This window comes from Micromonospora sp. NPDC049203, from assembly GCF_043197215.1.
Taxonomy (GTDB): Bacteria; Actinomycetota; Actinomycetes; order Mycobacteriales; family Micromonosporaceae; genus Micromonospora.
Map to the genome: position 1 here is coordinate 284,564 of NZ_JBICSV010000005.1, position 12,396 is coordinate 296,959.

Sequence of the window (12,396 nt, forward strand, 5' to 3'; positions counted from 1 at the left end):
CATGGCCGAACCCCGATTCCTGGTCGTCCGCAACGACGAGGAGCAGTACTCGATCTGGTCGGCCGACCGGGACCTGCCCGCCGGCTGGCACGACACCGGCTTCGCCGGCAGCCGCGAGGAGTGCCTGGCCCACGTCGACGAGGTCTGGACCGACATGCGTCCCCGTTCGGTGCGCGAGGCCCTCTCATGAGCACGAGCCAGGAGTGGACCTTCCCGGCCTCCTACGCCCAGGAGCGGGTGTGGATGGCCAACCAGCTCGACGCCGGCTCGCCGGTGTTCAACGTGTCCTTCCCGTGGCTGTTCCCGGCCGGCGTGGACGCCGGCACGGCAGGTGACGTGGTCAACCGGGTCGTCGCCCGGCACGAGGCGCTGCGTACCCACCTGCGGACCGACGACGGCGCGCTGGTGCAGGTCGTGCGCGCCCACGAACCGGCGCCGCTGCCCGTCACCGACATCACCCACCTGCCGGCCGGTGAGCAACGGGCCGAGTTCGAGCGCATCCGCGGCGAGATGGCCCGCACGCCGATCCCGCTGGACGCGGCACCGCTGTGGCGGGCCCGGCTGATCCGCATGACCGAAGGGCTGGCACTGGCGTTCGTGGTGCACCACGCCGTCTTCGACAGCCACTCGGCGGTGCTGTTCCACGCCGAGCTGGTCGCGTTCTGCGAGGCCGCGCGCACCGGCGCCGAGCCCGCCGTGCCCGAGCTGCCCATCCAGTACGCCGACTTCGCGGTCTGGCAGCGCCAGCAGCTCACCGGCGGGGAGCTGGACCGGCAGCTCGCCTTCTGGACCGGTCACCTGGCCGGCGCGCCGGCGGTCACCGGCCTGCCGCTGGACCGGCCCCGCCCGGCCCAGCTCGGCTTCGCCGGTGACGAGGTGCGCTTCACGCTGCCCGACGGGCTGCTGGACCGCGTCGGCGCGCTGGCCACCGGCGCGCAGGCCACCCCGTACATGGTGCTGCTGGCCGGATTCGCGGCGCTGCTGTCGCGGATCTCCGGCGACACCGACGTGGTGGTCGGCGTCTCCACCGCGGGCCGGGACAACCCGGAGCTGGCGCCGCTGATCGGCATGTTCGTCAACCCGGTGGCGCTGCGCTGCGACGTCTCCGGCGCCCCGGCGTTCGCGGCGCTGCTCGGCCGGGTCCGCAACGGCCTGATCGACGCGATGGAGCACGGGCAGACGCCGTTCCAGAAGATCGTCGAGGCGGTCGACCCGCAGCGGGACCCGTCGGTGCAGCCGATCTTCCAGACCGCGCTGAACTGGATCCCGGACTCCGGCCTCGACCCGGTGGAGCTGGGCACCACGAAGGACGACCTGGCCTTCGACATCACCACCGGCGACTGCCGCCTGGTGTACCGCACCGAGCTGTTCGACCGGGCCACGGCCGAGACCGTGGTCAGCCGCTACGTGCGGCTGCTCGCCGCCGCCGTCGCCGAGCCGGAGCGTACGGTCGGCGCGCTGCCGCTGCTCACCGACACCGAGCGGGACCGGGTGCTCGAAGCCTGGAACGACACCGCCCACGACGTGCCGGTCACCACTGTGGTCGACGAGGTGCAGCGGCAGGCCGCCGCCACCCCGGACGCGGCGGCGCTGGTCTGCGACGGCGTGACGCTCGGCTACGGCGAGCTGAACACCGCCGCGAACCGGCTGGCCCGGCTGCTCGTGGCGCGCGGCGCCGGCCCGGAGACCCGGGTCGCGCTGGCACTGCCCCGCTCCTGCGACCTCGTCGTGGCGATGCTCGCGGTGCTCAAGGCCGGCGCCGCGTACGTGCCGGTGGACACCGCGTACCCGGCCGGCCGGATCGCGTACCTCCTGGCGGACGCCGCGCCCGCGCTGGTGGTGACCGCGCCGGACACCGCCGCCGTGGTGCCCGGCGACGCGCTGGTGCTCGACGGCGAGGTCGGCTCGGACCAGTCCGGCGACGACCTCACCGACGCCGACCGGGTCGCGCCGCTGCGCCCGGAGCACCCGGCGTACGTGCTCTACACCTCCGGCTCCACCGGCCGCCCGAAGGGCGTGGTGGTCGAGCACCGGGCGGTGACCGCGTACCTGGCGTGGGCCCGCGCCACCTACCCGGGGCTGGCCGGGGTGGCGCTGCTGCACTCGCCGGTGTCGTTCGACCTGACCGTGACCGGCCTGCTCGGCACGCTCACCGCCGGCGGCACGGTACGGCTCGCCGCGATCGACGACGCGGCCGCCCGCGCCGGTGGCCGGCCCGCGTTCCTCAAGGTCACGCCGAGCCACCTGCCGCTGCTCGACGGCGAGCTGTCGCCGACGGCCGACCTGGTGATCGGCGGCGAGGCGCTGACCGGGGAGCAGCTCGCCGCCTGGCGGGCCGCGCATCCCGACGTGGCGGTGATCAACGAGTACGGCCCGACGGAGGCCACAGTGGGCTGCGTCGCGGCCCGGATCGCTCCCGGCGAGCCGGTCCCGGCCGGGCCGGTGCCGATCGGTGCGCCCACCTGGAACACCCGGGCGCTGCTGCTCGACGCCGCCCTGCGGCCGGTGCCGCCGGGCGTGGTGGGGGAGCTGTACGTCACCGGCACCCAGCTCGCGCGCGGCTACCACGACCGGCCCGGCCTGACCGCCGAGCGGTTCCTGCCCTGCCCGTACGGCCCGCCCGGCGCCCGGATGTACGCCACCGGCGACCTGGCCCGCTGGCGTGCCGACGGCACGCTGGACTACCTGGGCCGCCGCGACGACCAGGTCAAGGTGCGCGGCATGCGGATCGAGCTGGGCGAGGTGGAGGCCGCGCTGCTGGCCCACCCGGACGTGCGCGCCGCCGCCGCGGCGGTCCGCACCGACGGCGGTGAGCCGATGCTCGTCGGCTACCTGGTGGGCCCGGCCCACGAGGACTCGGTCCGCGCCGAGCTGGCCCGTGAGCTGCCGGCGCACCTGGTGCCGGCCGCCCTGGTCCGGCTGGACGCGCTGCCGCTGACGCCGAACGGCAAGCTGGACCGCGCCGCGCTGCCCGCCCCGGCGGCGGCCGAACCGGCGCAGGACAGCTTCGTCGCGCCCCGCACCGAGGCCGAGGCCCTGGTCTCGGAGGTGTACGCCGACATCCTCCAGGTGGAGAAGGTCGGCGCCCTGGACGACTTCTTCGCCCTCGGTGGCAACTCGCTGCGCGGCATGCGGGCGATGGCCCGGATCCGCGCGGAGGTGGACGTCGACCTGCCCATGCGGGCGCTGTTCAGCAGCCCCGTGGTGGCGGACCTGGCCGCCCAGATCGAGGCGCGGATCGCCGCCGAACTCGACGGGCTCTCCGACACCGAGGTCGCCGCGCTGCTCGCGGCGGAAGAGGGAACCAACTGATGACCGACCTGAAGGATCCGGCCCGCGAGGCGGCCCGGCAGGCGCTGATCGCCCGACGGCTACGCGCCCGCCAGACCGCCCCCGCGGCCCGGATCACCCCCCGCCCGTCCGGCGCCGAGGTGCCGCTGTCGTACGCCCAGGAGCGGGTCTGGTTCATGGACCAGCTCGCCCCGGGCGAGGCGGCGTACCACATCGCGGTGCCGCTGCGGGTACGCGGGCCGCTCGACGTGGACGCGCTGCGCGCCGCGCTGACCGGGCTCGCCGAGCGGCACGAGTCGCAGCGCACCCGCTTCCCGGCCGACGCCGACGGCCGTCCCACAGTGGTCGTCGCGGACACCGCCGACGTGCCGCTCACTGTGGTGGACGCACCCGACGAGGCGGCCGCGCAGGCGCTCGTCGACGCGGCGGCGGCCGAGCCGTTCGACCTGGCGAACGGGCCGCTGCTGCGGGCCCTGCTGATCCGGCTCGCCGCCGACGACCACGTGCTGTTCCTCGCCCAGCACCACATCGTCGGCGACGGCTGGTCGGTGGACGTGCTGCTGCGCGACCTGATCACGCTCTACCGGGGCGGTGAGCCGCCCGCCCTGCCGATCCAGTACGGCGACTTCGCCGTCTGGGAGGCGCAGGAGCTGGACGGCCCGCAGGCCCGCGCGCACGTCGACTACTGGAAGCAGCGGCTGGCCGGCATCACCCCGCTGGAGCTGCCGCTGGACCGGGCCCGCCCGGCCACCCAGACCTACCGTGGTGACTTCGTCGAGTTCCAGCTCGACCCGGCCGCCACCGAGGCGCTCAACGCGCTCACCCGCGACAGCGGCGGCACGCTGTTCATGACGCTGCTCGCCGCGTACCAGGTGCTGCTGGCCCGGCACGCAGGCCAGGACGACTTCGCCATCGGCGCGTCGGTGGCCGGCCGGTCCGCGCCGGAGCTGGAGAACGTCGTCGGCATGTTCATCAACATGCTGCCGCTGCGCGCCGACCTGGCCGGCGACCCGACGTTCGCCGAGCTGCTGGAGCGCACCCGCCGTACCGTGCTCGACGGGTTCGAGCACGGCGAGGTGCCGTTCGCCAAGGTGGTCCACGAGCTGGGCCTGCCGCGTGACGTCAGCCGCTCCCCGGTGTTCCAGACGATGTTCGTGCTGCAGAACTACGAGATGGGCCGCTTCCGTGGCGTGTCCCGCACCGACGAGGTCACGTTCTCCTGGACCCCGATGGAGTTGCGGGCCACCCGGTTCGACTTCGAGCTGCACGCGGTGGAGACCGTCGACGGGCTCTGGGGCAAGCTGGTCTTCAACACCGACCTGTTCGACCGGGCCACCGTGGAGCGGATGGCGCAGCGGTGGACCGCCCTGCTGGACGCGGTGGTCGCCGCGCCCGACACCCCGGTGTCGCGGCTGCCGCTGCTGCCCGCCGCCGAGCGGGAGCTGCTGGCCGCCTGGAACGACACCGCGGCGGACTTCCCGCGCGACGAGACGCTGCACGGCCCGATCGAGCGGCGTGCCGCGGTCACCCCGGACGCGGTAGCGGTCACCATCGACGGGCACAGCCGCACGTACGCCGAGCTGAACGCGCAGGCCAACCGCGTCGCGCACCGGCTGCGCGCGGCGGGCGTCGGCCCGGAGACCCTGGTCGGGGTCTGCGCGGAACGCTCCGTGGAACTGGTCGCCGGCCTGCTCGGCGTGCTCAAGGCCGGCGGCGCGTACCTGCCGCTGGATCCGGAGTACCCGGCCGACCGGCTCGCGTTCATGGTCGGCGACGCGGACGCGCCGGTGGTGCTGGTCCAGTCGCACCTGCGCGACGTGCTGCCGGACACCGGCGCCACGGTGCTCGAACTCGACGACGCCACGGTCTGGGCCGGTCAGCCCGAGACCGACCCGGCGCCCGCCGCCGGTCCGGAGAACCTGGCGTACGTCATCTACACCTCCGGGTCCACCGGCCGCCCGAAGGGCGTGCCGAACACGCACCGGGGCATCGTCAACCGGCTCGACTGGATGCAGAAGACGTACGGCCTCGGCGCCGACGACGCGGTGCTGCAGAAGACCCCGGCGAGCTTCGACGTGTCGGTGTGGGAGTTCTTCTGGCCGCTGCGCACCGGCGCCCGCCTGGTGCTGGCCAAGCCGGGCGGCCACAAGGACGCCGGCTACCTGCGTGACCTGCTGGTGTCCGAGCGGATCACCACCGCCCACTTCGTCCCGTCGATGCTGACCGTCTTCCTCGCCGAGGACGGCGTGGAGGCGGCCACCGCGCTGCGCCGGGTGATCTGCTCCGGCGAGGAGCTGCCGCTGGCCTCGGCGGCCGACTTCACCGCCCGGCTGCCCTGGTGCGGCCTGCACAACCTGTACGGCCCGACCGAGGCGGCCATCGACGTGACCGCCTGGGCCTGCGAGCCGGGGCGGCTCGCCGAGGTGACGAGCGTGCCGATCGGCGCGCCGATCGCCAACCTGCGGCTGCACGTGCTCGACCCGTCCGGCGCGCAGTGCCCGGTCGGGGTGGCCGGTGAGCTGCACATCGGCGGCGTCGGGCTGGCCCGCGGCTACCACCGCCGGCCGGCGCTGACGGCGGAGAAGTTCGTCCCGGACCCGAACTCCTTCGAGCCGGGCGCCCGCCTCTACCGCACCGGCGACCTGGCCCGCTGGGTCGTCGGCCCGGACGGCGCCGGGGTGATCGAGTTTCTGGGCCGCATCGACCACCAGGTCAAGCTGCGCGGCCTGCGCATCGAGCTGGGCGAGATCGAGAGCGCGCTGCGCGAGCAGCCCGGCGTCACCGAGGCCACGGTGATCGTCCGCGAGGACAGCCCGGGCGACAAGCGGCTCACCGCGTACCTGGTCGGCGAGGCCGAGCACGCCGCGCTGAAGGCGGCGCTGAAGGACACGCTGCCGGAGTACATGGTGCCGGCCGCGTTCGTCACGCTCGACGCGCTGCCGCTGACCCCGAACGGCAAGCTGGACCGCAAGGCGCTACCGGCGCCGGTGGTCACCCGCGAGGCGTCGGTGGCGCTCGTCGAGCCGCGCGACGACACCGAGCGGGCGCTGGCCGCGATCTGGTCCGAGGTGCTGGGCGTGGACACGCTCGGCATCGACGACGACTTCTTCGACCTGGGCGGGCACTCGATGCTCGCCACCCAGGTCGTCGCCAGGATCCGCAAGGCGGAGCTGGGCGGCCGGGCGGTCGGCGTGATGGACCTGTTCCAGCAGCGCACCATCCGGGACCTCGCCGCGTTCATCTCCGGCGACGCCGACCAGGCGGGGCCGCGCCGGCTGCTCTACGAGCTGACAAAGCCGATCCCGGCGGGCAAGCGGGTGCTGACGTACGTCTGCGTCCCGTACGGCGGCGGCAGCGCCATCGTCTACCAGCCGCTGGCCGACGCGCTGCCGGCCGGGTACGGGCTGTGGTCGCTGGCGATCCCCGGCCACGACGTGGGTCTCAGCGAGGACGCGCTGCCGTTCGACGAGCTGACCAGCCGGGTCGCCGACGAGATCCTGGAGCGGGTCGAGGGGCCGATCGCGCTGTACGGCCACTGCGGCGTGGGCAGCGCCATCCTCGCCGACGTGGCCCGCAAGGTGGAGGCGGCCGGCCGGGAGCTGGAGGCCGTGTACATCGGCGCGATGTTCCCGTTCGCCCGCCCGAAGGGCGTGATCGCGGCGCTGCGCGACCGCCTGGAGCGGCTCAGCAGCAACAGGCACTCGGCGAGCTGGCTCAAGTCGATGGGTGTGGACACCGACGAGCTGGAGCCGGAGCAGGCCGACCGGATCATCAGCAACATGCGGGCCGACTCCCGCGCCTCGGAGGAGTACTTCACCCGGCTGCTGGACCAGCAGGCGACGAAGCTCCGTACGCCGATCATCTCGGTGGTCGGCTCCGAGGACCCGGTGACCGACTACTACCGCGAGCGGTACGCCGAGTGGCAGTTCCTCAGCGACACGCTCGGCCTCGTCGTGCTCGACCAGGCCGGGCACTTCTTCCTCAAGTACCGGGCCGAGGAACTGGCCGAGATCGTCACCCAGGTGCACCCGGCGGTGGCCGCCGGGGACGTCGGCGCGCTGACGCCGGAGGCCCGCGGTGAGGACGCCGGCTGGGTGGTGGCCGACACGCTGCGGGTGGGGGAGGACCGCAAGCCCACCAAGACGGTCAAGCCGAGCATGGGCCGGTTCATGGCCATCACGACCGGCCAGCTCATCTCCAGCACCGGTTCCGCGCTGACCGCGTTCGCGCTGCCGATCTGGTTGTTCAACCGCACCGGTTCGGTGGCGAACCTCGGCCTGCTCTGGGCGCTCGCGCTGATCTGCGGTGTGCTCATGCTGCCGGTGGCCGGCGCGCTGGTCGACCGGGTCAGCCGGCGCCGGATCATGATGACGGCGAGCTGCTTCGCCGGCTCGGTGCAGCTGGTGCTTGCCGTCCTGCTGTGGACCGACAACCTGGTGCTCTGGCACATCTACATGCTGGTGGCGCTGAGTTCGGTGGCCGGTTCGTTCCAGCGGATCGCGTTCCAGTCGGCGGTGCCGCAGCTGGTGCCCAAGCGCTACCTCGGGCACGCCATGGGCATCACCCAGCTCTCCACCGGTGTGGCCACGCTGCTCATGCCGGCGTTCGCGGCCGGTCTGCTCGCCACCATCGAGCTGAAGGGCATCCTGCTGGTCGACGTGGCCAGCTACGTGTTCGCGGTGCTCACCCTCGCCGTGGTCCGCTTCCCGGACGCGCTGGGCTGGCGGCCCAAGGAGCGCCTGCTGGTGGCCATCGCCAACGGCATGCGCTACTCCTGGCGGCACCGCGGGTTCCGGCTGATGCTCGGCTACTTCGCGCTGGGCAACATCTTCCTGGCGCCCGCGCTGGTGCTCATCACGCCGCTGGTGCTGTCGTTCGGCAGCCCGACGCAGGTGGCGCAGGTGGCGCTGGCCGAGGCGGTCGGCGCGGTGCTCGGCGGCGTGCTCATGTCGCTGTGGGGCGGTCCGCGCAAGCGCCGCATGATCGGTGTGCTGATCGGCAACCTGGGCACCGCCATCGGCTGCGTGCTGATCGGCCTGGACGCGTCGGTGGCGATGATCTGCGTCGGCTTCTGCTGGCTGGCCATGTCGATGACCACCGCGCAGTCGATCTACGCGACGATCGTCCAGGTGAAGGTGCCGCAGCGCTTCCACGGCCGGGTGTTCAGCCTCAACCAGACCATCTCCTGGTCGACGCTGCCGATCGGGTTCGCGCTGCTCGCGCCGGGCGCCACCGCGCTGTTCGAGCCGATGCTCGCCCCGGGCGGGGCGCTGGCCGGTTCGGTGGGCGCGGTGATCGGCACCGGGCCGGGCCGGGGCATCGGCTTCGCGTACATCTGCTTCGGCGCGGCGCTGATCCTCGTCACGCTCGGCGGGTTCGCGATCCGGCTGCTGCGCCGGTTCGACCTGGAGGTGGAGGACTCCCTGCCGGACGACCTGATCGGCGCCCAGGAGCGGGAGAAGCGCCTGGCCGCCAAGGCCGAGAAGAAGGAACTCGCCTCGGTCTGACCCCGCCGCCCACCTGGTTGATCAAGGAGTTCGTGTCCGTTCCGGGCCTTCCGGGCGGCACGAACTCCTTGATCACCGGGGCTAGCATCGGTGTGGTGAGCGACGACGTCATCGATGCGCTGCTGCGGGAGACGGGGCGCCTCGATCCGTGCGCCGCCGTGGTCGAGGCCGGTGAACAGGACGTCGACGGGCTCACCGACTACAGCCCGGACGGTCACCAGGCCCGCGCCGATCTCGCCGCCCGCGCCCTGCGCCGGATCGAGACGCTGCCCGCGACCCCGCTGCACGCCCACCTCGCCGAACGGCTGCGCGCCCGGATCGCCTTCCACGACGCCGGGGAGGACCTGCGGGAACTGCACGTGGCGGCCACCGGCCCGCTCCAGCTCATCCGCCAGTGCGTCGAGTCCGCGGTGCCGGGCCGCGACGCCGGGGGCACGGCCTACGAGGACGGATGGGCCCGCGTCGGCGCGCGCCAGGCCGCGATCCCGGCCGCACTCGACGGGTACGGCCAGAGCCTCCTGCTCGCCGCCGCGCGCGGCCACCTGCCGGCGCGGCGTCAGGTGGAACTGGTGACGCGGCGCTGCCGCGCCTGGCTCGACGACGACATCGCCCTGGTGAAGCGGTACGGCGACGGCCCGCAGTGCGCCTCGTTGCAGGCGGCGGCGCAGGACGCGCGGGAGGCGTACCGGAGATTCGCCGCGACGCTCGCCGCGGACCTGGCGCCCCGGGCGCACGACGACGAGGCGTTCGGCCCGGCGCGGTACGCCCTCTGGGTGCGGGCCTTTCTCGGCGCGGAACCGGACCTGCGCGAGCTGTACGCGTGGGGCTGGGACGAGTTCACCGCGATCGAGGCGGACATCGTCGCGGAGGCGAAGGCCCTGGGCGGCACCGTGCCCGAGGTGCGGGAACGGCTCGACCGCCCCGACGCGCCGGGCGTCCTGCGCAGCCGGGACGAGTTCGCCGCCTGGCTCCAGGAGCTGCTGGAGGCCACCACCGAGCGGCTGCACGGCGTCCACTTCGACATCCCCGCGCCGCTGCGGCGCATCGAGTCACGGGTCACCACGTCCGGCGGCACCGCCTACATCGGGCCGTCGCGGGACCTGACCCGGCCGGGCCGGGTCTCGTGGCTGCTGCCCGACGGGCAGGAGCGCTTCTCGACCTGGTGGGCGTACAGCACCGCGTACCACGAGGGCGTCCCCGGCCACCACCTGCACCTCGGCTCGGAGGCGTGCCGGGGTGGCCCCGGGCAGCGGCTGAACCTGCTCGGCGGGCTCTCCGGCGCCCAGGAGGGCTGGGCCCTGTACGCCGAGCGGCTCATGGACGAACTCGGATTCTACGAGCAGCCGGGCACCCGGCTGGGCCACCTGTTCATGCAACTGCTGCGGGCGGCCCGGGTGGTGCTCGACATCGGCCTGCACCTGCGCCTGCCGATGCCGTCCGGCAGCACGCCGTGGACGCCGGACGCCGCGCTGGACCTGCTGCGCGACCGCTGCCACCAGGGGCCCTACGCACCACTGGAACTGGCCCGGTACCTGGGCCGGCCCGGGCAGGCGCTGACCTACAAGGTGGGGGAGCGGGTGTGGCGCGACGGCCGCGCGGCCTTCCCGGGCGACCGGCGCGCGTTCCACAACCGGGCGCTGGAACTCGGTTCGCTGGGACTGGACCAGCTCGCGAGCGCGCTCGCCGTCTATCCGGCGTCGTCGGCGGGCAGCTCCTCCGGGTCGGCCACCCACGCGGAGTAGACGGGCAGGCCGTCCCACGGCCCGCCGGCCGGGTCGGTGGTCACCGCCACCACCGCGTACGGGTGACCGAACCGCAGCTCGGCGACGCGGGCGACACCCTCCGGCGGCATGCCGGCCACCATGCCGAACGCGGTCACCGCGGCGGCCTCGAAGCCGTAGCGGCCGAACCGGGCCACTGCGGACTGCGCGGCGTCGAAACCCGGCGCGGCCAGGCCCAGCAGCTCGCCGAGCGCCCGGGCCGCCGCGTCGAAGCCGAACCCGGGCGCGGTCAGATCGTGCCGGCTCCGCGCCGACCAGCAGGGCAGCACCGCCGTGGCGCGTTCCTCCCGGCCGTCCGCCGCGAACGTGCGGATCGGCTTCTCCCGCACCGTCCACAGCGGCGTCTCGCCAAGCGGCAGGTCGAACAGCGGCCGGCGGTCCGGCGTGGAGTCCGGGATGAGCGCGGCGGCGCTCGCCAGTTCCTGCGCGGCGGCCAGCACGTCGGCGGCGGGCACCTCGGGTGCGGCGGCCACCGAGACCACGAGCATGCCGGCGCCGTCGTCGCCGGTTTGCGCCGGCACCGCGTGCACCGCCACGTCACCGGCCCGGTCGGTGGCCGCCACCCAGCAGCGGTGCCCGGACGGCGGCGTACGCAGCACCCGGCTCAGCCGCCCGGACCAGGCGCTGCCCGCGCCCAGTTCCGTGCCCGGGGCGGTGTCGAACGGGTCGGCCCACGACACCCGGGTGGCCAGGGCACTGGCCAGGATCAGCAGCGTGTCCGGGGCGAGGTCGACCGGGAAGCGGTCGATCAGCCCGCCGGTACGCTCCCGCGCCCAGGCGTCCAGCGCCGCCTGGTCGGGCAGCGCACCACGTTCGGTGTTCTCCGGCAGGGCGGCCCGCCAGGCGTCCAGCTCCGCCGCCGGGGCGAGTTCCCACAGCGCGGTGGCCGCGGCGACCATCGGGTGCGGCGCGGCGAGCAGCGCCCGGGCCTCGGCGGCGGCGTCGTCCGGGTCGACGCCCAGTGCCTCGGCCAGCGCCGCGCGGGCGTCGCCGGTGGCGGCCGGGCCGGTCAGCGCCAGCAGCAGCCAGGCGCCCAGCGGCGAGGCGGCGTGGTGGGTGTCACCGGCGGCGCGGTGCAGCCGCTCGGCGTAACGGGCCAGGGGTGCGCGCAGTGGAGTCACCGCTCCACTGTGCCCGCCGGGACCCCCCGTGTCAGGACCACAGCTCGAACGGTTCGTCGATCTCCGCGCCGGCCAGGAACGCGGGCAGCAGTTCGGGCAGCCGCCCGGGATAGCAGCGCGGCCGCTCGGCGAGCACCTCGGCCAGCGGCCACCAGCGGAACCCGAAGTAGTCCTCCACCTCGTAGTCCAGCCGCAGCGCCTCGTCCACGTCCGGTCCGGGGCCGGGCAGCCGTACCGTCACGACCACCTCGTCCTGGAGGTGCCGGCGCTGCCGGTGCCGGAAGCTGGCCCGCCGCCGCCAGGTGGGAGCGCCCACCTCGTCCGGGCCGATGGCGATGCCGGTCTCCTCGCGGAGTTCGCGGACCGCCGTTTCCCGGTACGTCTCGCCCGGGTCCAGCCCGCCGCCGGGTAGCTCCCACCACACGCCGAGGTCCGGGTGGTCCGGGTCGCGGGTGTGGAACAGCAGCAGACGGTCGGCGGCGTCGAGCACCACCAGCCGCACCGCGCTGCGCTCGAACAGCGGCAGATCGTCGGGCAACTCCACGGTTAGAGAGTAAGGAAGGGCCCCCTGTTAACGCCTCCGGTAGTAGAAGGGCCCCTTATTAACATCGCCCAGCGCGGGGGACGCCCGGGTGCGCCGCCCGGCGCCGATCCCACTCAGCCGGTGTCGACGACGCGGGCCACCTCGCCGGTAGC

6 protein-coding genes are annotated in these 12,396 nt (G+C 74.3%); 4 read left to right on the forward strand and 2 right to left on the reverse strand.

What is annotated here, in order from left to right; all coding sequences use genetic code 11:
- Position 1 precedes the first annotated feature (1 nt).
- From ACGFIA_RS16635 to ACGFIA_RS16650, 4 genes are all read left to right on the forward strand, one after another.
- The gene (locus tag ACGFIA_RS16635; protein ID WP_013285950.1) at positions 2 to 190 is read left to right on the forward strand and encodes an MbtH family NRPS accessory protein; all 189 of its coding nucleotides are present in this window, start codon (positions 2 to 4) and stop codon (positions 188 to 190) included.
- On the forward strand, positions 187 to 3,312 hold the full coding sequence (locus tag ACGFIA_RS16640; protein WP_393260713.1) for an amino acid adenylation domain-containing protein: 3,126 nt from the start codon (positions 187 to 189) through the stop codon (positions 3,310 to 3,312). Before ACGFIA_RS16635 ends, ACGFIA_RS16640 begins: the two co-directional genes overlap by 4 nt.
- Positions 3,312 to 8,798 (forward strand): amino acid adenylation domain-containing protein, encoded by a 5,487-nt coding sequence (locus tag ACGFIA_RS16645; protein WP_357384025.1) that lies wholly within the window; start codon positions 3,312 to 3,314, stop codon positions 8,796 to 8,798. Before ACGFIA_RS16640 ends, ACGFIA_RS16645 begins: the two co-directional genes overlap by 1 nt.
- Before the next feature lie 95 nt (positions 8,799 to 8,893).
- Positions 8,894 to 10,540, forward strand: a complete 1,647-nt coding sequence (locus ACGFIA_RS16650) for a DUF885 domain-containing protein (RefSeq protein ID WP_357384027.1) — start codon at positions 8,894 to 8,896, stop codon at positions 10,538 to 10,540.
- Here ACGFIA_RS16650 and ACGFIA_RS16655 read toward each other — a convergent pair.
- Together ACGFIA_RS16655 and ACGFIA_RS16660 are read right to left on the reverse strand one after the other, a co-directional pair.
- The gene (locus tag ACGFIA_RS16655) at positions 10,486 to 11,700 is read right to left on the reverse strand and encodes a hypothetical protein (protein WP_357470956.1); all 1,215 of its coding nucleotides are present in this window, start codon (positions 11,698 to 11,700) and stop codon (positions 10,486 to 10,488) included. The two genes, ACGFIA_RS16650 and ACGFIA_RS16655, sit on opposite strands and share 55 nt — an antisense overlap.
- 31 nt (positions 11,701 to 11,731) lie before the next feature.
- Entirely contained in the window at positions 11,732 to 12,244 is a 513-nt protein-coding gene (locus ACGFIA_RS16660) for an NUDIX domain-containing protein (RefSeq protein WP_357384031.1), read from the reverse strand.
- Positions 12,245 to 12,396: the final 152 nt, after the last annotated feature.

Coding starts and splice junctions, on each gene's coding strand:
- ACGFIA_RS16645 (WP_357384025.1), top strand. CDS start 3,312: ATGACCGACCTGAAGGATCCGGCCCGCGAGGCGGCCCGGCAGGCGCTG.
- ACGFIA_RS16635 (WP_013285950.1), top strand. CDS start 2: ATGGCCGAACCCCGATTCCTGGTCGTCCGCAACGACGAGGAGCAGTAC.
- ACGFIA_RS16640 (WP_393260713.1), top strand. CDS start 187: ATGAGCACGAGCCAGGAGTGGACCTTCCCGGCCTCCTACGCCCAGGAG.